The organism is Streptomyces niger (genome assembly GCF_000718305.1).
Taxonomy (GTDB): domain Bacteria; phylum Actinomycetota; class Actinomycetes; order Streptomycetales; family Streptomycetaceae; genus Streptomyces; species Streptomyces niger.
This window is the reverse complement of sequence record NZ_JOFQ01000019.1, coordinates 88,103-107,812: the sequence shown is the minus strand read 5'-3', so window position 1 is coordinate 107,812 and position 19,710 is coordinate 88,103. Positions and strand designations below refer to the sequence as shown.

Here is a 19,710-nt window from a genome sequence, read left to right as displayed (position 1 = left end):
CCTTTCGGCCCACTCTCGTGCGGCGCCTCCCGCACCCCCAGGTGGCTCGCGCCCCGCGTCACTCGTGTCACGCGCCCCGCTCCGCCCGAAGGCGCAGCGCTCGTGCCGCCTCCGTGTACGGATGGGTCTCCCCGTACGCGGCGGCGCAGGCCCGTTCGCTCCGCCGGGCGGCGGACCGCGCCGTGTCCCAGTCGGTCTGTTCGGCCCGCGGTCCCTGCCGGCCGGCCAGTGAGAGGCCCTGCTCGCGCGCGTCCGACTCGGCCGCACGCAGCGCCTCGCGCAGGACGGCGGCGGCTTGGGCGAACTCGCCCGAGGCCAGCAGCTCTTCGCCCCGGGCCAGCTGTTCCGCGGACGTGGGCGCGGATGCGTGGCCCGGTGGCGCGCGGTGCACGTGGAACGTCCGGCGGTCCTCGATGATGTACTGATCCCGGCCCGACTGGTGGACGCGGCCGTCGCCGCGCGCCTCGGCGCGGAAGGACTCGTCGCTCACGGAACCTCCTGCCCCCTCGTTCCGCCGGGAGGCTACCCCCGAAGGGCCGCGCCCGCTCCCTTGTGGACGGCGGGCCGTACCCGTGGCGCGGGCGGGCCCGCCCGCCACGGGCGCCGCGGTGTCACACCTGCCCGCCGCGCCGGATCCGGGTGGCCAGCCACAGGTCGAAGCGGTCGTCGGCGTCGTCCAGGCGGCGGCCGGTGAGGGACATCGCCTTGTCGAGGCGGTTGCGGACGGTGTGGCGGTGCACGCCCAGGCGGCGGCTGGTGGTGTCCCAGGAGCCGCCGGACTCCAGCCAGGCGGCCAGCGTCGCGATCAGCTCCTCGCCGTTGTCCGTGAGGTCGAGAGGGCCGAGGACGGCGTCCGCGTAGCCGAGGAGGGTGCGCCGGTCGCCCAGGTCCAGCAGCAGCCGGCTGGCCTGGCTCTCCCGGGCCTCCACGGGCTCGCCCGCGGCCCGGCTGAGGCTCAGCAGCCCGGCGGCCTGCCGCAGGGACGTCCGTACGGTCTCCGGGGCCGTCAGCGGGCCGAGGCCCGCCGGGCAGCCCGGCGCGAAGCGGCCGAGCACGTCCCGTACGTCCAGCTCCGCGCCGACCACGGCCTCGACGAGGCCCTTCTCGGTGACCCGCACCAGGCCGCCCGGTACGGCGAGGGCGAGATCGGCGGCCGACTCCTGGGCGCTTTCTCGTGGCGCCTCGAACACCACGCCACGTACGCGGTCGGCGGCCAGGCCCACGGAGGCGAGGATGTCCCGCGCGCGGCCCGCCGCACGCTCCTGGCCGGCCTCCGGTTCGGTGAGAAGTTCGGCGAGCAGCGCGGAACGGCGGCGCCGTTCGGGCTCGTCCATGAGGTGGCGACGCTCCAGCTCCAGGGAGAGGAGCGAGACCAGGCCGGGTACGACGGCGCGGGCCGCGGCGTCGGGGCCGCCACTGAGGAGGAGCAGGCCGCGCAGCCTACGGGCGCCCAGCGGCTGCACCTCCAGTTGCCGCCCGCCGGCCGTGCTGGCGGCGCTGCCGCGCAGCCCTCGGGAGGCCACCCGGTCGACGAGGTCGCGGGCGTCCTCCACTACAGGGGCGGCGTCCGCCCCGCCCGAAGCGAGCAGTCGGCCCATCGGGTCCAGGACTGCTGCGCCGACCCCGGTGGCGGCCGTCCACTCCTCCAGCATCGGGCGCAGCCCGTTGTCGGTGGCCGCCGCGGTCAGCCGCCGCTGGGTCGCGAAGGCCCGCTGGAGCACCTGCCGCTCCTCGTGGGCGCGCGCCTCGAAGACGGCCTTCGTGACGGCGATGAACGGCACCTCGTCCGGGACGGTGAGCAGCGGCAGCCCGGCCTCCTGCGCCGCGTCCACCAGGGGCTGCGGCGCCGCCTGGTACGGCAGGCCGTGCCCGAGGCCGAGCGCCAGGGCCGCGGCGCCGCCGGCCGCCACGTCGGCGACGTACGCCCGGCAGTCGGCGGGCTCCATCGGGAGCAGCAGGCCGATGGTCATCAGCAGCTCGCCGCCCTGCAGCCACTCTCCGGGATGCAGCAGGTCGGAGACGGTGGCGGCCTCGATCGTGCGGTCCAGTAGCCCGGGCGCCGGGGCGCCGGTGACCGAGAGGTTCAGGTCGGCACGGGCGAGGAGGTCGGTCAGGTACAACGGCATAGACATAGTGTCCATCACATATCTATCGGATGGACGATCGGGCGATCGAAGCGGCTCCGAACGGACCGTAGGTTCACACCACCGCGCTGACCCCCGGGCCGCACCACCCCCGTAGGCCCCCACCGTCCCCGTACTACGGCCCCCGAGCCGAGCACCGCACCACCCGAGGAGGACCCATGGATGCCGCCCCCAGGGTCATCGAACAACGCTCGATCGACTACGTGCCCGTGCGCGAGCGCCACGGCAAGGTATGGCACCAGGGGCCGTTCTGGTTCACCGGGAACTTCGTGCTCACCACGATGGTCACCGGCTTCCTCGGCCCCGAGCTGGGCCTGAGCCTGGGCATGTCCGTGCTGGCCGTGATTCTCGGTGCCTGTTTCGGCACCTTCTTCATGGCGTTCCACGCGAACCAGGGCCCCCGGATGGGCCTGCCGCAGATGATCCAGTCGCGCGCCCAGTTCGGCACCCGCGGCGCCATCGTGCCCTTCGCCGCCGTCGTCTTCGTGTACGTCGGCTTCAACGTCTTCAATGTGGTGCTGGCCACGGAGGGGCTGCAGACGGTCCTGCCCGGTGGCACCACCCTCTGGTACGCCCTGATCATCGCCCTCGCGATCGTTCTCGCGGTCGTCGGCCACGATCTGCTGCACCTCGTGCAGCGCTGGCTGACGTACGTACTGATCGCCGTCTTCGGCGTGCTCACCATCGGGGCGTTCGTTCAGCTGGACCCGGGTACCGCGCACGCCGCCGCGTCCGGTGGCGGTTCGACCTGGACCTCCTTCCTGGTCGTCTTCTCCGCCGCGGCCGGCTACCAGATCAGCTACGCGATCTACGTCTCGGACTACTCGCGCTACCTGCCGAAGGACGTCCCGGCCCGCAAGGTCATCTGGTGGACCTACGCCGGCGCGGCCGGTTCCGCCGTCTGGCTGATGTCGCTCGGCGCGCTGCTGTCCTCCGCGCTGCCCGAGCCGGGCGCGATCACCGGTATCCGCCAGGTCGGCAACGACATCCTGCCCGGCTTCGGCACCTTCGCCGTGGTGGTCTCCTCCGTCGCCCTGATCGGCATCACGGCCGTCAACGCGTACGGCGCGATGCTCACCACCACCAGCGCCGTGGACGCCTTCCGTACGGTCAAGCCGACCGTCCGGCTGCGGGTCGCCGGCATCGCGGCGGTCGGCGTCGTGATCTTCACCGTCGCCATGCTGCTCCCGGAGAACTACCTGGAGAGCTTCAACACCTTCGTGCTGATGATGCTGTACTTCCTGGTGCCGTGGACCGCGGTCAACCTGGTGGACTTCTACTGCGTGCGGCGCGGCCACTACGCGGTCACCGCGATCTTCGACTCGAACGGCGGCATCTACGGTCGCTGGTCCTGGCGCGGCATCGTCTCCTACGCCGTCGGCTTCGTCACGATGATCCCGTTCTTCGCCACGCACGCCTGGGAAGGCCCGGCCGCCAAGGCCTTGGGCGGCGCGGACCTCTCCTTCGTGCCCGGTCTGCTCATCGGCGGCGGGCTGTACTACCTGCTCAACCGCAACCTCGACCTGGCCGCCGAGCAGGCCGCGGTCGAGGCGAGCGAGCGCGAGCTGGACGGCGACCCGGAGCCGGCGGACGCGGTGGAGCCGGCAGAGGCCACCGCACCGTAGGAACGCGCGAGAACAGCGGGAACACGAACGGCCGCCGGTGGACCCGGCGGCCGTTCGCTGTGGGGGGTGGGGCGGGGAGGGCTGGAGGGCATGGACCCGGACTTACGGGCCGTCCACCACGTACGCCTCCTGGCTGTCCGTGTTCGCCGGACCGCCCTTGTCGTTGATGACGTGGTGGATGGTGCCCGTACCGCCGAGCGAGACCGCCACCATGTGGTGGAACGTCACGCCGTCCGCCTGCGGCACCTGGAATGCGCGGTCGGCGGCCACGGACTTGTCGACGTTGAAGAAGCAGTAGCTGCCGAGACCGTACGCCTGGTGGTCGGTGACCCCGTCGGCCACCTTGTACGCGGCGTAGCCCTTGGTGTCGCCGTCCATCCAGGAGCCCTGGTCCGGCGGGTCGTAGGGCATCTCGTTCTGGAAGAAGTACGTCCGGCCGCCGTTGCCGTTCCAGACGACCTGGTCCTTCTGGTAGTGCTCGACGAAGAGGCCGTACATCGTGACGTCGTCACCGTTGACGGTCAGGCCGTTGTCGGCGGTGTTCGCCGTCCAGCCGACGCCGTCGCCGTGGTCGGCACGCCAGATCCAGGTGTGGTCGCCGATGACGTCCGAGCTGTTGATGACGAGGCTCCTGGTCGCCTTGCCGACGCCCGCGCCGCCGACCCGGAAGTAGACGTCGTGGAGGGAGGACGGATCGGCGGAGTGATCTGCGGAAGCGCCCTTCTGACCCATCTCCATCAGCGTGTCGGAGTTCTCCTTGCCGGCGTCGATCAGCAGGCCGGCGATCTTCGCACCGTCGACGTCGGCCACCGAGAGGGCGGTGACGCCGCCGTCCGGGACGAGGGTGGCGAGCCCGAGGCCCAACACCACGGTGTCCGGCTTCGTCACCTTGATCGTGTCGTCCAGGTGGTAGACGCCGGGCGTGAACAGCAGGTGCTTGCCCGCGTCCAGGGCGGCGTTGATCTCGGACGCCTGCACACCGGGCTTGGCGATGAAGAAGTCGCCGATCGGCAGGGACGTGCCCTTCGGGGCGCCGCCGGCCCATGTGGTGCCCTGGGAGTCCGTGGCGACGTCGGGGACGAAGACCTTGTACGCGCCCGCCTCGTCGACGTAGAGGAACGGCTTCTCCCGGGACTTCGGGGTCTTGGCCACCGTGGTGTACGGCGGCTCGGGGAAGTCGCCGGAGGGCGGGTTCGTCGCGCCGACGAACACCATGTTCCAGTTGGCGCCTTCCCAGCCGCTCCACTCGGTGTTGCGGGAGAGGTACTGCTGCTGCGACCCGGAGGAGACCGAACCGTCGACCTTGGTGTCGGCGAGCAGACCACCGCTGGACCAGCCGTGGTTCCTCGGGTCCAGTTGGAGGTTGCCCTTCACGTGCATCCGGCGGAACGGCGCGGCCTGGGAGACGGCCCACCGGTCGGTGCCGTTCGCCGGCGTCACCGCCAGGTTCTCGGCGCCCCGCCAGAAGTTCTGCGTGGCGTTGTCGTCGAACCAGTCGGCTTCGGCGTGCACATCACCGTTGATGTCGGTGTCGTCGGGCGACAGGCCGAGCCCGGCGACCTGCGTGTAGAAGCCGACGTTGGCGTCCACGTCGTACTTGCCCGGCTTGAACAGCAGAGCGTGCCGCTCCTCGCCGAACTGGTTCTTCTCCTGCTCCTTGAAGACCGCGTCGAGCCGGGACTGGATCTTGTCCTTGGACATCGATGGGTCGAAGACGTCGACGTTCGGGCCGAGGTCGGGGGCGTCGGCCGCGGTGATGTTCTGCCGGGACGCGGCATGTTCGGGCTTCGCGCTCGCACTCTCGGTGGAGAGCAGGGCGGCCGTACCGGTCGTCAGGACGAGGGCGACGGCAGCGGCGGGCAGGGCGCGGCGCCTGCGGTGGCGCGGGCCGCCGGCCGCGGTGCGGGGCGTGATCGGCTTCATGTGGCGGCCTCCTCAGCCCGTGTATCCGGCGAAGATGTTGGCGAACTGCCAGGGCTCCTGGTCCACTCCGGAGCAGGTGTCGTCGTTGGGGTAGTCGCCGGCACACGGCCGGTCGTGGTTGGCCGACCAGTAGGTGAGCCGGGCGAGGTGGTGCTCCTGGGCGTAGGCGCGGATGGCCTCGAAGTTCTTCGTGGTGACCCGCTCGTCGGCGTCGGTGATGCCGTTCATCGAGGAGATGCCGCTGTGCCGGTAGGCCGCGTCGTCGCTGTAGCCGTAGGCGTCCTTGACGGTGTTCTTCAGGCCCTCGGCGGCCTTCTTGGTCAGTTCGCCCATGTCCTGGCCGCCCGCGTCGCCGAAGTCGAACGGCATGATCGTCCAACCGTCGACCTCCAGCCCCGAGTCGGCGGCCCGCTTGATCATGGTGTCGTCCGGGCCGTCCTGGGCGCTGGGGAACGTGACGTACGTCGTCAGACCGGAGTTGTCGGCCTTCACCTGCTTCAGCGCGTCGATGGTCTTCTGCTGTACGTCGGGGTCGCTGTAGGCGTCGCCCTCGATGTCGATGTCGATGGCCTTGAGGCCGTAGGCGTCGATCACCTTCTGGTACGCGCCCGCCAGTGCCGAGGCGTCCGAGCAGGTCTGTTCCAGCTTGTTGCCGCTCGCGCCGCCGAAGGAGGGGATGACGTCGCCGCCCTTGGCGCGGACCGCTTCCACGGTCTTCGCGTCGACGCCGCCGGTCAGGGGGCGGCTGCCGTCCCACTGGGGGTCGCACTCGCCGTTGCTGAGCACGAAGGCCAGGGTGAACCACTTGACGCCGGTGGCGTCCATGACCGTGGCGGGATCGGGCGTGTCGCCCCACCCGTTGTACAGGTACGGGGCGACGGCCTGCGGCGCGTCGGCCGCCTTCGGGCCGGCGGCCGGGGCGGCGCCGGCCACCGCCATGGTGGTGCCGCCGATGACCGCCGCTGCGGCGACGCCGATCGCGCCCCGGCGGACGGCGCGTATGCGCCGTTTCCTGCTTCCGTGTCGTGCAGATGAACGCATAAGGGCTCCTGTGCGGTGTGGGGGGGAGCGGGGGAGACCCGAGGACGGCCGCACTGCCGTCAGAAGTGCGTGTGCACCGGAGCATTGAAGTCCTGGACGCTCACGTCATGGACGTCGTACTCCTTCCCCGGCGGTGCACGGCCGGTCAGGCCGCGTCAGGACGGCCGGGAATGGCTCAGGATTCGCGCAACTCGCGCTGGTCCAGACCTAATTCACGCCTTGAGTTAACTCGGCGCGCGAAGGGGCGTCAAGGGATTCGGAACCATCCGCATCACTTCAAGAGGTGAACGCTATGGTCCTCACGACGCGAGGATCGCCACCGACTCCGGCGGCAGTTCCAGCGCCCCGCCCGCCACGGGGGCCGGCTTCGCGGGCCAGCCGGCCAGCGGCTCGGCGGCCGTGTCCGGCAGCTGGATCGAGGCCGTCCGGGACGGGTGCAGATTGACTGCGACATGCACCCCGGTCACCGCCTGTGACCGGGGTGCCGCCCGCACCGCCGTACGGTCCAGCCGCAGCCACCGCCCCTCCTCGTCGTACGCCACCCGCGTCCGCGTCAGGTCGGGGTCGGTGAGCGCGGCACGGTCGCGACGGAGCGCGAGCAGCGTGCGGTACCAGCCGAGCAGGCCGGCGTGCGGTGCCCGGCCCGGCTCCGCCCAGTCCAGGCAGGAGCGCTCCCGCGTGGCCGGGTCCTGCGGGTCGGGGATCTCCTCCGCCTGCCATCCGTGCGCGGCGAACTCGCGGCGCCGCCCGTCGCGCACCGCCGCCGCCAGCTCGGGGTCGGTGTGGTCGGTGAAGAACTGCCAGGGCGTGCCGGCGCCCCACTCCTCACCCATGAAGAGCATCGGCGTGTACGGAGCGCACAGCACGAGGGCCGCGGCGCAGGCCTGGAGGGCGGGCGAGAGCCGGTCCGAGAGGCGGTCGCCGAGCGCGCGGTTCCCGATCTGGTCGTGCGTCTGGACGTAACCGAGCAAGCGGTGCGCGGGGACGGTGTGCGTGTCCAGCGGCGCGCCGTGCGTGCGTCCCCGGAAGCTGGAGTACGTGCCGGCGTGGAAGAAGCCGCTGGTCAAGGTAGTGGCCAGGGCCGCCATCGGGGCCTGCGCGAAGTCCGCGTAGTAGCCCTGCGACTCGCCGGTCAGTGCGGCGTGCAGGGCGTGGTGGAAGTCGTCGTTCCACTGTGCGTGCAGGCCGTGCCCCCCGTAGGGGCGTGGCGCGGTGGTACGAGGGTCGTTGAGGTCGGACTCGGCGATCAGGAACAGCGGCCGGCGCAGCTGCGCGCCGAGCGCGTCCACGGCCTCCGAGAGCTCGGCGAGGAAGTGCCGGGCCCGGCTGTCGTGCAGCGCGTGCACGGCGTCCAGGCGCAGCCCGTCGATGCGGTAGTCGCGCAGCCAGGCCAGGGCGCTGCCGAGGAAGTAGGCGCGGACCTCGTCGGACCCGGGGGCGTCGAGGTTGACGGCGGCGCCCCAGGGGGTGTGGTGGGTGTCGGTGAAGTACGGCCCGAAGGCGGGCAGGTGGTTGCCGTGCGGGCCGAGGTGGTTGTGCACGACGTCCAGGACGATGCCGAGCCCGAGGCCGTGCGCGGCGTCCACGAAGCGCTTCAGCCCGTCCGGGCCGCCGTACGGCTCGTGCACCGCCCAGGGCGCTATGCCCTCGTACCCCCAGCCGTGGGTGCCCGGGAAGGGGCAGACCGGCATCACTTCGATGTGCGTGATGCCGAGATCCTTCAGGTGCGGCAGCCGTTCGACGGCCGAATCGAACGTGCCGCCGGGGGTGAACGTGCCTACGTGCAGCTCGTAGAGGACCGCGCCGGGCAGCCCGCGGCCCGGCCAGTCGTGCTGCCAGGCGTACCGGGCGTGGTCCACGACCGCCGCCGGGCCGTCGGGTCCGTCCGGCAGCCGGGCGGCGCGCGGGTCGGGCAGCGGCTCACCGCCGTCCAGCCGGAAGGCGTACCGGTCCCCGTGGCGGGCCGGTGCCTCGACCCGCCACCAGCCCGTACGGGAGGGGCAGCGCGCCAGGGGCGCGGTCGCGGGGGTCGCGTCCCGGCCCCCGTCGCCGTCCCACCGTTCGAGCTCGACCCGCTCGGCCTCCGGAGCCCACACCTCGAAGAGCACGATGGCCTCTCCCTCCTCGCCACAGCACGGCGACGCGCCCCTCGGACCCGATGCACCTGCGCACGCCTACCTGTCGAAGAAAGCACGCTCCTGGGTGACCGGGTACCCCGCCTTGGCGAATGCCGCCGCCATTGGGGTGTTGTGCTGGTCCGTATCGGCGACGATGCGGTCCACGCCGAGCGAGGCCAGCCGCCGTGTGCAGTCGACCAGCAGGTCGTAGGCGTAGCCGTGGCCACGTTGGCCGGGAACCACCCCGATGAAGCCGACGATCGGGGAGGTGTGGTTGCGGGCGGGGACATGCAGCCCCACCACGTCGCCCGCGGGCGTGTACGCCACCCGCCACCACTCGCGCGGCGACGGGCACCAGTGGAAGAACTCCAGCTCCTCGCGGGCGGCCCGCTCGATGCCGCCCGCGGCGACGGTCTGTCGGGCGTGTGCGTCCAGCGAGCCCCGCTCGACCTCCCGGAGCACGTCCAGGAGCACCTCGTCGTCCGGCTCCGGCCGGAAGACCAGCCGCCCGGGGGCCGCCGGCACGCCGCATTCGGGGGTCCAGGTGTACCGGAAGCGCTCGACCATGAGACGCAGCCCCGCGGCCCGCACGACAGCGGTGCGGGCCGCGGCGGCGGCCCGTACGGTGGGCAGATCCCGCCATCCGGGTGGCAGCATCAGCACGTACTCGGCCGACAGCGGCGCGGTGCGCAACAGCTCCGTCGCGGCGGCCGCCTCGCCGGGCGCGAAGTCCAGCCGGTCCAGGGAGAGCGGGCGGGCGTCGTCCGGTCCCGCCCACCACGCGGCGCGTGCCACGACGACGCCGTCGCGCAGCGCGACCCACGTCCAGTCGGGGCGGTACTCGCCGCCGGCCGCACGCGTGGCGTAGGGGCGGCCGAAGCGTTCGTGGCCCAGGAGCGGGGCCGTGGGGTCGTCCAGGGTGTGGAAGAGATGCGCGTCGTCCTCGGTGAGCGCGCGGATGACCGGATCGGTCACGGGTGGGGTCCCCTCGGGAGGCGCGCTCCCGACGGCCCGTCAGCGTAGCGAGCGGGCGGAGCGGGAGTGCGCGAACAGGTCATCGGCGGTGCCGTACATGCCGTTTCGCCTCCTTTCGCTCGTACGTTCCCGTACTGTGGTGGGACCTTATCCGTCGTACCGTGCGGCACACCAGGTGTTTTCCGGGGAACTGACCGGGCCCCGGAGTCGTCCTCCGAGGGGAGGCCGGGTGACGGTCAGGCCTCATCTGGACAGGAACGCAGGCCGGCCGGAGAATCATGGACATGTCATCGCTCGAATTCCCGGCACGGCCGGCCCGGTTGTCGGATGCCGAGCGGGACCGCGCGCTGGAGCTGCTGCGCGAGGGCGCGGCCGACGGGCGGCTGTCCCAGGACACCTTCCTGCGCCGCCTGGAGCTGGTGCTATCCGCCCGACACCGCGCCGAACTGGACCGGGCGACCGGCGACTTGGCCACCCGCGGCCGCTTCCAGGCCGCCGTGCTGCGCGCGGTCGGCAAGGCGTCCTCCTTCCACCTCACGGTCCGCAGAGCGTGGCGCACGGAGCGCCTCCCCAAGCTGCTGCTGCCCGACCCCGGACCGATCCCCCTCCTGATAGGCCGCGCTCCGGGGGCCGGGCTGCGCCTCCACCACGACACGGTCTCCCGTAGCCACGCGCAGCTCCGCACCTCCGGGGGCACCTGGTTGCTGCGCGACCTCGGCTCCATGAACGGCACGTACGTCAACGGCCGCCGGGTCCTGGGTGAGGTCGCCGTGGCCCCCGGCGACCACGTCAGCTTCGGCAGCGTCGCCTACGTGCTCACCGGGCGCTGAGCACGAGGAGCGCGACCGGAAGCCGGTCCAGGAGCGCGGCCAGCGGTACGGACGGGCCCTCGAAGTCGCGGCCCGTGAGCAGGTCGTGCCAGACCCCGGACGGCGCCTCCGGCAGCCGCAGGGCGGCCGAGTGCCACCCACCGGACTCCGCGAGGCGGAGCGAGAGCCGGGTGGCCACGGTCACCGCGCGGTCCGCGCGGGCGAACGCCACGCAGTGCCGGTCCGGATCCCCCTCGGCGTGCAGCGGCCGGTAGGTGCCTTCCGGGCCGAACCAGTCGGGGTGCGCGCGGCGCAGCCGCAGCGCGGCAGCGGTCAGCCGCAGCTTCTCGGCGGAGAGGTCCGGGAAGCCGTGCGGGTCGCCGGCCGCCGCCCCGCCGTCCGTGCCACCGTCCACGTCGGCCAGGAACTCCGGGGAGTAGCGCGCGGGCGCACGGTTGTCGGGGTCGACGAGCGCCGTGTACTCGCGCTCGGTGCCCTGATACAGGTCCGGCACGCCCGGCATGGTGAGGTGCAGCAGCGCCGCACCGAGCACGTTGGCGCGGACGAAGGGGGACAGCTCGTCGGCGAACGCGGCCAGTTCGGCGGCGGCGGCCGGGCTGCACGGGCCCGCCTCCAAGAAGTCGGTGACCGCCTCCTCGTAGGCGGAGTCCTGCTCGGTCCACGTGGTGTGCAGTGCCGACTCCCGCACGGCCTTCAGGATCGCCGGTTCGAGCCTTTCGAAGGAGACACCGTCCTGCGGGTACGAGGTGACGCCGTCCTGCGGGTACGAGGTGACGTCGTTCTGCCGATACGGGGCGATGCCGTTCTGCCGGTACAGGTCGGTGCCGGCGCACGTACGCGGAGCGGCCGCCGTCCCCGGCTCCGCACCCGCCCCCGGGCGCGCCATCCCGAAGGCCGTCTGCCAGGCCGCCCAGGCCATCTGCGGATCGGGCTCCGGGCCGTCCAGGGTGAGCGCCGTACGGGTGTTCAGACGGGTCAGGACCTCGCGCCAGCCTTCGGGGCACTCGCTCAGCGCGGCGATGCGGGCGCGGACGTCGGAGCTGCGCTTCGTGTCGTGGGTGGACAGCACCGTGCCGGACGTCGGCCAGTTCTCCTGCAGATGGCCGCAGAAGGCGTGGAACGCGTCCACGGTGACCGCCGGGCAGCCGGGGTCGCCGCCGACCTCGCAGGCCGACAGCAGCGGCGTGTAGCGGTAGAACGCGCGGTCCTCGACCGACTTGGCGTGCAGCGCCGCGGCGGTCTGCGCGAAGCGGGCGGCGAAGTCGGCGCGGTCCGCGGCGTCGTCGCCCTCGGCGTCGCCGCCCCGGCGGTCCAGCGCCAGGTCCCGCACCAGCTCCACGGAGCGGGCCTCCTCGCGCACCTCGAAGGCGGCGGCAGCCCCCTCCGCGGCGGACTCCAGCATCGCCGCGTCCCGTTCCGCGCACCACGGGTCCTGTGCGTACGGGCGGTACACGGGCAGCCGGACGAGCAGTTCGTGCAGGGCGCGGCGCACGGCCCAAGGCGCGTGGTCCCCGTGGTGCGGGGCGCGCTCACTGATACGCGTCGCCGTCCGCACCAGGCGGTCGACCTCGGCCGCCAGGTCGTGGGTGACGACTTCGTACGCGGCCTGCCGTACCGTTTCCTCCCAGTCGCCGCCGCGGTCCGCCAGCGGTGCCACGGCATCCCGGTAGGCCCCGAAAAGCAACTCGGCACCCTCCGGGCACACGAAGAGCCCGTCGATGTGGCGCAGCGCGTCGTATCCCGTGGTGCCCGCGCACGCCCAGCTCCGCGGCAGCCGTTCGTCGCCGGTGAGGATCTTCTCCACGACGGTCCAGCGCCCGCCCGTGGCCTGGCTCAGCCGCGTCAGGTAGCCCGCGGGGTCCGCCAGCCCGTCCGGGTGGTCGATGCGCAGCCCGTCGATCACGCCGTCCTCGACGAGCCGCAGCACCGTCGCGTGCGTCGCCCGGAAGACTTCCGGGTCCTCGACGCGGACCGCGATCAGTTCGGAGATGGTGAAGAAGCGCCGGTAGTTCAACTCCGTGCGGGCCAGCCGCCACCAGGAGAGCCGGTACCACTGCGCATCGAGGAGCTGGGGGAGCGGCAGCCGCTCCGTACCCGGCCGGATGGGGAACGCGTGTTCGTGGTAGCGCAGCACGTCCCCTTCGATGCGCATCGTGGGCAGCTCGTCGGCCAACCTGCCGCCCAGTACGGGCATCAGCAGCCGCCCGCCGTGCCCGCCCTCCCAGTCGATGTCGAACCAGCGGGCGTACGGTGAGGCGGGCCCGTCCCGCAGAACGGACCACAGCGGCCCGTTCAAGGAAGCGGGCGCCGGCCGGGCCATGTGGTTGGGCACCAGGTCCACCACGAGCCGCAGGCCGTGTGCGGCGGCGGTCCGCGCCAGCGCGCGCAGCCCCTCCTCCCCGCCCAGTTCGGCGCGCACCACGGAGTGGTCCACCACGTCGTACCCGTGCGTGGACCCGGGGACGGCGCCGAGCACGGGCGACAGATGCAGATGCGAGACGCCCAGGTCGGCGAGGTACGGCACGGCCTTCTCGGCCGCGGCGAACGGGAAGCCGGGCTGGAGCTGCAACCGGTAGGTGGCGGTGGGCGGCGCGCTGAATTCGGGCGTCATGGGGACACACGTACCCGCACGGTGCCTTGTTGCTTCATCCGATCGGGCGGGGTGTGCCCCGATTTTCGTTCGTACGTCCTGCCCGTACTGGCCGGGCCGGCCGGCCCGATAGCGTCGGGCGATGACCGCTGTACTGGCCACTTACCGCACCGTGCTCGCCGCCTGCGGCCCCGTGCTGCCCGTCGTCTCCTTCCTCGGCCGGCTGCCCACCGCCATGTGCCAGCTCGGCAGCGTCCTGCTGGTCGCGGAGACCAGCGGCAGCCTGGCGGCGGCGGGCGTGGTCGGCGGCGCACTGGCCGCCGGGCAGACCGTGGCGGGCCCGCTCATCGGCCGGCTCGCCGACCGGCTCGGCCAGCGCCCGGTGGTCCTCGCGGCCTGCTGGGCCAACGCCGTCGCCGTCGCCGCCCTCGTGCTCGCCGCGCCGGCCCACGTGGCCACGCTTCCGCTGGCCCTCCTCGGGCTGCTCGCCGGCCTGACCGTCCCCCAGGTGGGGCCGCTCGCCAGGACCCGGACGGTCGCACTCGTCCGGCGCGGCGGCGCCGACGAGCGCACGGTGAATGCCGCGCTCTCCTGGGAGGGCACGCTGGACGAGGTGTCCTTCGTGCTGGGCCCGGCCCTGGTGGGCGTGGCCGCGTCGATCGCCCATCCCGCCGTAGCCCTGGCCCTGGCGGCGCTCCTCCTGGCCGGCTGCGGCTCGGCGTTCGCGCTGCACCGGACGGCCCGGCTGACGGCCCCCGGCACACGCACGTCGGACGCTGTCACGCCGCGTGGCCGTACCGCGCACCCCGACCGACGCACGTGGCGGCAGCGACACGCCGAGGCGCGAGAACGCCGCAGGACGGCCCGGCGCGACCGCCCCGGCATTCCGCGGGCCGCGCACGTCCTGCGCGTCTCCATGGCCCTGCAGGGCGCCATGTTCGGCGCTTCGCAGGCAGGCATCACCGCGCTCACCGAACGGCTCGGCGTCCCCGGCCACGCGGGCCTGGTCTACGCCGCCATGGGCGTGATGAGCGCCGTGGCGGGACTGTCGCTGGTCCTCGTCCCGGCCCGCATCGGCCTGCCCGCCCGCTGGCGGGCCGCCGCCGTCGGCCTGACCGCGCTCTCCGTGCCGCTGCTCTTCGTCGGCTCCCTCGGCGCGCTGTACGCGGTGGCCGTGGTGCTCGGGGTCGCCTTCGCACCGCACCTCATCACGATCTTCGCGCTCACCGAACGGCTCGTGCCGGCGCGTCGAATGGCCGAGTCGATGGCCTTCCTGACCAGTTCGATCGTCGGCGGGCAGGCCCTCGCGCTGGCCCTGTCCGGGCGGCTGGCGGAGACGTACGGCCCGGCGGCCGCGTTCGCCGTCGCGGTCGCCGCCGCCGGCCTCGTGCTGTGCCTCGCGCTGACCGTCCGCTTCCGCAGCCGGCCGGCGAGCACGTCTTCGTACGGCAGCGACCGGCCGGGCGCGGAAGCGGACGCGGCGCTCCTCAGGCGGGCCGCTGGAGCACCATCAGACTCCGCGCCACCAGCGTGAGCGTGTCGCCGGCGCGCACCTTCGGGCCGCTCTCGGCGACCGCCTTCGGGTCCGCCGTGTCCACCACCGCCTGCCACTGCCGCCCGTGGTCGATCGGGACGGTGAACTCCTTCTCCTCGCCGTGCGCGTTGAACAGCAGCAGGAAGGAGTCGTCGGTGATGCGCTCGCCCCGCTTGCCCGGCTCGGTGATCGCGTTGCCGTTGAGGAAGACCATCAGCGACTTGGCGTGCGCCGCCTGCCAGTCGCGCTGCTCCATCTCCTCGCCCTCGGCCGTGAACCACGCGATGTCCGACAGCTCGTCGTGCGTGCCCTCCATGGGCCGCCCGTGGAAGAAGCGGCGCCGCCGGAACACCGGGTGGTTGCGCCGCAGCCACACCATCTGGCGCACGAACTCCAGCAGTTCCAGCGCTTCCTTGCCCTCGCCGCCCTCGCCGCCCTCGCCGTCCTTGGGCCAGTGCACCCAGGCCAGCTCGTTGTCCTGGCAGTAGGCGTTGTTGTTGCCCTGCTGGGTACGGCCGAACTCGTCCCCGTGGCTGAGCATGGGCACGCCCTGCGAGAACATCAAAGTGGCGATGAAGTTGCGGATCTGCCGGGTCCGCAGCTCCAGCACCTCGGGGTCGTCCGTCTCGCCCTCCGCGCCGCAGTTCCAGGAGCGGTTGTGGCTCTCGCCGTCCCGGTTGTCCTCGCCGTTGGCCTCGTTGTGCTTCTCGTTGTACGAGACCAGGTCGCGCAGGGTGAAGCCGTCGTGGCAGGTCACGAAGTTGACGGAGGCCAGCGGCCGGCGCCCGTCGCCCTGGTACAGGTCGGAGGAGCCGGTCAGCCGGGAGCCGAACTCCGCGAGCGTTCGGGGCTCGCCGCGCCAGAGGTCCCGCACCGTGTCGCGGTACTTGCCGTTCCACTCCGTCCACAGCGGCGGGAAGTTGCCCACCTGATAGCCGCCCTCGCCGACGTCCCACGGCTCCGCGATCAGCTTCACCTGGCTGACCACCGGGTCCTGCTGCACCAGGTCGAAGAAGGACGACAGCCGGTCGACCTCGTGGAACTGCCGGGCCAGGGTCGCCGCGAGGTCGAAGCGGAAGCCGTCGACGCGCATCTCGGTCACCCAGTAGCGCAGCGAATCCATGATCAGTTGGAGCACGTGCGGGCTGCGCATCAAGAGGCTGTTGCCGGTGCCCGTGGTGTCCATGTAGTACCGCGGGTCGTCGGTCAACCGGTAGTACGACAGGTTGTCCAGTCCCCGGAAGGACAGCGTGGGTCCCATGTGGTTGCCCTCGGCGGTGTGGTTGTAGACCACGTCGAGGATGACCTCGATGCCCGCCTGGTGCAGCGCGCGCACCGCCGACTTGAACTCCAGCACCTGCTGGCCGCGGTCGCCCCAGGAGGCGTACGCGTTGTGCGGCGCGAAGAAGCCGATGGTGTTGTAACCCCAGTAGTTGGCCAGCCCCTCGTCCGCCAGCCGGTGGTCGTTGACGAACTGGTGTACGGGCATCAGCTCCAGGGCCGTGACCCCCAGCTCCCGCAGGTGCTCGATGATCACGGGGTGCGCCAGCGCCGCGTACGTACCGCGCAGCTCCTGGGGCAGCTCCGGGTGCAGCATCGTCAGGCCCTTGACGTGTGCCTCGTACATGACGGTCTCGTGGTAGTCCGTACGCGGCGGACGGTCGTCGCCCCAGTCGAAATACGGGTTCACGACGACGGACGCCATCGTGTGCGGCGCCGAGTCCAGGTCGTTGCGGCTGTCCGGCTTGCCGAAGTGGTAGCCGTAGACCGCCTCGTCCCAGTCGATGGTGCCGCTGACCGCCCTGGCGTAGGGGTCCAGCAGCAGCTTCGCGGAATTGCAGCGGAGTCCTTGCGCCGGCTCGTACGGGCCGTGCGCCCGGAAGCCGTACCGCTGCCCCGGCATGATGCCGGGCAGATAAGCGTGACGGACGAACGCGTCGGACTCGCGGAGCTCGACCGCCGTCTCCGAACCGTCGTCGTGCAGCAGACACAGCTCGATACGTTGTGCCGCCTCGGAGAACACCGCGAAATTGGTGCCCGCACCGTCGTACGTGGCACCTAGCGGATACGCCTGTCCAGGCCAGACCTGCATGCGTCGACTCTTCCACTTCCTCGAGGGGCGCCGCGACGGACTGACGACCGCGGACCGAACCGGAATTCTTCCCCGATGAGCGGCAAACAGTGGGACGTTCGCGAGATCTTCGCCGAAAGTCAGGCAACCTGCCGCGAAAGAGGGTCCTCCGACCGGGGGAACGATCAGGTGTCCGACCGTAATCACGATGTATAGCGACATAATGCGCAGGAAGGTGCGTCCTGGGCGTGTCGCGGCGACCGAGCGATCACTTTCGGCCTCGTTCCCAGCCGTCTCCGGAGCCACCCCGAACCCCTCGCGAGGCGCGTGACGAGGGGAGAGGCCGCCGGGACTCCGGCGTGGCTCCCCGCGGCGCGACTATGACTCCGCTCACGCCCGCTGCCCTTTCCGGACACAACGGGCACGGCGAATAAGGGGAGTTGGTGGAAGAGTCGGCGCATCCGGCTGCACCCTCTCCCGGACCCGCAGTAGGGTGCCTTGATCGTTGGCACGGAGGTTCGGAAGGCGGTGTACAGGTGAGCTCGGGCGGGTTGGAGTTGCCTCCTGGTGACGATGGTCATGAGGGCGGCTCCATCGACGCACCGCCCGGCGCGGTGTCCCTCGCACGTCCCCTGGAGATCGGGGCGGAGCTGGAGTGGGACGCCGAGGCCTGGAGCGAGGTACGCACCCGCGCCAGACGCGCCGGGCGTGCCTACATCTGGCTGAATCTGGTCGAACAACGGCTGCGTGCCGTCGTGGCGGCCGTGCTGCGCCCCATCTACGAACCGGTGCACGGCGACGAATGGGTGGTCGCGGCGGCCGGGCCCGCCGGTCAGGAGTGGGTGCAGCGCGCCGTCGCCGTACGCGAGGTCAGCCGCCGCAAGGGCTACCTCCTCGACCCGGCCGACGACAACATCATCAGCTTCCTCACCCTTCCGCAGCTGCGCGAGCTGATGGTCCAGCACTGGCCCTGCTTCGAGCCGTACTTCGACGACCGGCGCGACGTCGAGCTCGCCCTGGACGAGCTGGAGGTCGCCCGCAACATCGTCTCCCGCAACCGCGCGCTCTCCGAGACGGTGCTCGCGCAGGCCGAACGCGCCTCCGCACGCCTCCTGGAGATACTGGGCTCCGGCATCGGCACCCGTACGGCCGGACGGCTCCCCATCGACGCCGTCGAGGACCTGGTGGGCGACCGCTACGCCGATGTCGTGGGCGTCCACCCCGACCGGGTACGCCTCCAGCGGCAGCTGCCCGCCGAGGACCTCTTCGGGGGCGCGCGCCGCCTCGACGCGGTCGGCATAGGCCTGAACCTGCTCGTCCAGAACTACTCGGGCCGCCGGCTGGTCCGGCTCGCCGAGTCCGGCTGCCGGGTACGGCTGCTCTTCCTCAACCCGGCCAGCAGCGCGGTCCGCCGCCGCGAGCGGGAGCTGGGCCTGAAGAAGGGCGAGATGAGCCGGTCGATCGAGATGAACATCATGCACATGCGGCGGGTACGGGCCCGGCTGCGCGACCCCGGTGCCTTCGAGATCCAGGTCTTCGACGAGACCCCGCGCTTCACGGCGTACCTCGTCGACGGCGACGGCCCGGACGGCCTGGCCGTCGTCCAGTCCTACCTGCGCAGGAGCCGGGGCATAGAGGCGCCGGTCCTGGTGCTGCGCGGCGGCGGCCGGGAGGTCGTCCGCCATGAGGACGGCCGGGAGAGCGACCACGGCCTCTTCGAGGTGTACCGCGAGGAGTTCGAGAGCGTGTGGGCGGACGCGCGGCCGGTGTCCTGAGACGAGGTGCCCGGATGTCCTGAGACGAGGTGCCCGGACGCCCAGGTGCCAGCCACCCGGGCGTCCAGCCACCCGGGCGTCCAGCTACCGGGCGCCCTCCCGGGACGTGACCTCCCGCGGGTTCTCGTCCAGGGGTGCCGGTCCGGCTGGCTCAGGGAGTGCCGGTGATGCCGCCGTCCACGCGCAGCTCGATGCCGTTGACGTAGTCGGCCAGGGGGCTCGCGAGGTACAGCACCGCGCCCGCGATGTCCTCGGCGCGCCCCAGTCGGCCCACCGGATTGGGCGCGTACCGAGCGGCCGCGTCCGCCGAGGTCTCGCCGCGTTCCTCGAACATCCGGTGCATCGAGGGCGTGGCGATGACGCCGGGACTGACGCAGTTCGCGGTGACCCCCGTGCCGGCCAGGTGCCCGGCCAGACTGGTCGTCATGTTCACCACCGCGGCCTTGGCGGCGGAGTACTCGACCATGTTGGGCAGCGGGGTCCGCACAGCCCGGGTGCCGATGTTGATCACCCGGCCCCAGCCGTCCGCGCGGAGCGAGGGCAGCAGCGCCTGCGTGAGCCGCGCCGCCGAGAACACGTTCCCCTCGAACGCCGCCCGCCAGTCCTCGGGCCGTACGGCGTCCCAGTCGTGCTCCACGAACGGCCCGGCGTTGTTGACCAGGATGTGCACCCCGAAGTCGCGCGCCGTGGCGGCTACCCGTTCCACGCCGCCCGGCTCACCGAGGTCGCCGAGCACCACGTCCGCACGGACCCCGTGGTCCGCCGCCCGGCGCGCGACCTCGGCGGCGGCCTCCGCGTTCCGCCCGTGCACCAGCACGTCGCAGCCCTCGGCCGCCAGCATGTCGGCAACCGCCGCCCCGATGCCGCCGCTGCTCCCCGTCACCACCGCACGCCGTCCGGCCAGTTGAAGATCCATACCGGCCACCCTAGGGGAGGGGGGCGAGCCGGGCGGGCGGGAAGAACCGGGAAGAACAAGGGCCGACGGCGGGAGCCGGCGGCGTTGTCAGTGGTGCGTGCGAGAGTGAGGGAACACGAGATCAGGGCCGCGCGGGACGCGGCGGACGATCACGTGCGACACGGGGGAC

Annotated in this window: 13 protein-coding genes; 4 read left to right on the top strand and 9 right to left on the bottom strand. The window is 72.3% G+C overall.

Annotation, left to right across the window (positions count from 1 at the left end; genetic code table 11):
- Positions 1 to 67: 67 nt before the first annotated feature.
- Positions 68 to 490 (bottom strand): hypothetical protein, encoded by a 423-nt coding sequence (locus IF20_RS29510; RefSeq protein WP_052868418.1) that lies wholly within the window; start codon positions 488 to 490, stop codon positions 68 to 70.
- 121 nt (positions 491 to 611) lie between these two features.
- Entirely contained in the window at positions 612 to 2,126 is a 1,515-nt protein-coding gene (locus IF20_RS29505) for a PucR family transcriptional regulator (protein WP_052868417.1), read from the bottom strand.
- A 176-nt stretch (positions 2,127 to 2,302) separates the two neighbouring features.
- Between IF20_RS29505 and IF20_RS29500 the strand changes: the two genes are divergently transcribed.
- Positions 2,303 to 3,769, top strand: a complete 1,467-nt coding sequence (locus IF20_RS29500) for a purine-cytosine permease family protein (RefSeq protein ID WP_052868416.1) — start codon at positions 2,303 to 2,305, stop codon at positions 3,767 to 3,769.
- A gap of 102 nt (positions 3,770 to 3,871) precedes the next feature.
- On the opposite strand, the gene IF20_RS29495 is transcribed toward IF20_RS29500, so the two are convergent.
- The 4 genes from IF20_RS29495 to IF20_RS29480 all read right to left on the bottom strand — a co-directional run bounded on the left by IF20_RS29495 (position 3,872) and on the right by IF20_RS29480 (position 9,825).
- Positions 3,872 to 5,692 carry a coagulation factor 5/8 type domain-containing protein gene (locus IF20_RS29495; protein ID WP_110944645.1) on the bottom strand — a complete coding sequence of 607 codons (1,821 nt, stop codon included), beginning with the start codon at positions 5,690 to 5,692 and terminating at the stop codon, positions 3,872 to 3,874.
- A gap of 12 nt (positions 5,693 to 5,704) precedes the next feature.
- A complete protein-coding gene (locus IF20_RS29490) occupies positions 5,705 to 6,733 on the bottom strand; it encodes a chitinase (protein WP_052868415.1) in 1,029 nt (342 codons plus the stop codon).
- Positions 6,734 to 7,032: 299 nt separating this feature from the next.
- Positions 7,033 to 8,841: a malto-oligosyltrehalose trehalohydrolase gene (gene treZ / locus IF20_RS29485; RefSeq protein WP_052868414.1), complete on the bottom strand. Its 1,809-nt coding sequence runs from the start codon at positions 8,839 to 8,841 to the stop codon at positions 7,033 to 7,035.
- A 66-nt stretch (positions 8,842 to 8,907) separates the two neighbouring features.
- Positions 8,908 to 9,825, bottom strand: coding sequence for a GNAT family N-acetyltransferase (locus IF20_RS29480; protein ID WP_052868413.1), 918 nt, complete (start codon positions 9,823 to 9,825; stop codon positions 8,908 to 8,910).
- A gap of 284 nt (positions 9,826 to 10,109) precedes the next feature.
- Between IF20_RS29480 and IF20_RS29475 the strand changes: the two genes are divergently transcribed.
- Positions 10,110 to 10,655 carry a DUF1707 and FHA domain-containing protein gene (locus IF20_RS29475; protein ID WP_052868460.1) on the top strand — a complete coding sequence of 182 codons (546 nt, stop codon included), beginning with the start codon at positions 10,110 to 10,112 and terminating at the stop codon, positions 10,653 to 10,655.
- On the opposite strand, the gene treY is transcribed toward IF20_RS29475, so the two are convergent.
- Entirely contained in the window at positions 10,642 to 13,266 is a 2,625-nt protein-coding gene (treY, locus tag IF20_RS29470; RefSeq protein ID WP_052868412.1) for a malto-oligosyltrehalose synthase, read from the bottom strand. The genes IF20_RS29475 and treY overlap by 14 nt on opposite strands.
- 121 nt (positions 13,267 to 13,387) lie before the next feature.
- Here treY and IF20_RS29465 point away from each other — a divergent pair, with 121 nt between their 5' ends.
- Positions 13,388 to 14,779, top strand: a complete 1,392-nt coding sequence (locus IF20_RS29465) for an MFS transporter (protein WP_110944644.1) — start codon at positions 13,388 to 13,390, stop codon at positions 14,777 to 14,779.
- On the opposite strand, the gene glgX is transcribed toward IF20_RS29465, so the two are convergent.
- The gene (gene glgX, locus IF20_RS29460) at positions 14,733 to 16,871 is read right to left on the bottom strand and encodes a glycogen debranching protein GlgX (RefSeq protein WP_052868411.1); all 2,139 of its coding nucleotides are present in this window, start codon (positions 16,869 to 16,871) and stop codon (positions 14,733 to 14,735) included. The genes IF20_RS29465 and glgX overlap by 47 nt on opposite strands.
- A 515-nt stretch (positions 16,872 to 17,386) precedes the next feature.
- Between glgX and IF20_RS29455 the strand changes: the two genes are divergently transcribed.
- Positions 17,387 to 18,625 carry an SAV2148 family HEPN domain-containing protein gene (locus IF20_RS29455; protein ID WP_052868410.1) on the top strand — a complete coding sequence of 413 codons (1,239 nt, stop codon included), beginning with the start codon at positions 17,387 to 17,389 and terminating at the stop codon, positions 18,623 to 18,625.
- Between the two features lie 151 nt (positions 18,626 to 18,776).
- On the opposite strand, the gene IF20_RS29450 is transcribed toward IF20_RS29455, so the two are convergent.
- Complete coding sequence (locus tag IF20_RS29450) at positions 18,777 to 19,541, bottom strand: SDR family NAD(P)-dependent oxidoreductase (protein WP_052868409.1); 765 nt, start codon at positions 19,539 to 19,541, stop codon at positions 18,777 to 18,779.
- Between the last annotated feature and the right edge of the window lie 169 nt (positions 19,542 to 19,710).

What these genes read in the sequence shown, in the direction of transcription:
- IF20_RS29505 (WP_052868417.1), bottom strand. Translation starts at nt 2,126, where the DNA reads ATGCCGTTGTACCTGACCGACCTCCTCGCCCGTGCCGACCTGAACCTC.
- IF20_RS29500 (WP_052868416.1), top strand. Translation starts at nt 2,303, where the DNA reads ATGGATGCCGCCCCCAGGGTCATCGAACAACGCTCGATCGACTACGTG.
- IF20_RS29495 (WP_110944645.1), bottom strand. Translation starts at nt 5,692, where the DNA reads ATGAAGCCGATCACGCCCCGCACCGCGGCCGGCGGCCCGCGCCACCGC.
- IF20_RS29490 (WP_052868415.1), bottom strand. Translation starts at nt 6,733, where the DNA reads ATGCGTTCATCTGCACGACACGGAAGCAGGAAACGGCGCATACGCGCC.
- IF20_RS29475 (WP_052868460.1), top strand. Translation starts at nt 10,110, where the DNA reads ATGTCATCGCTCGAATTCCCGGCACGGCCGGCCCGGTTGTCGGATGCC.
- treY (WP_052868412.1), bottom strand. Translation starts at nt 13,266, where the DNA reads ATGACGCCCGAATTCAGCGCGCCGCCCACCGCCACCTACCGGTTGCAG.
- IF20_RS29465 (WP_110944644.1), top strand. Translation starts at nt 13,388, where the DNA reads ATGACCGCTGTACTGGCCACTTACCGCACCGTGCTCGCCGCCTGCGGC.
- glgX (WP_052868411.1), bottom strand. Translation starts at nt 16,871, where the DNA reads ATGCAGGTCTGGCCTGGACAGGCGTATCCGCTAGGTGCCACGTACGAC.
- IF20_RS29450 (WP_052868409.1), bottom strand. Translation starts at nt 19,541, where the DNA reads ATGGATCTTCAACTGGCCGGACGGCGTGCGGTGGTGACGGGGAGCAGC.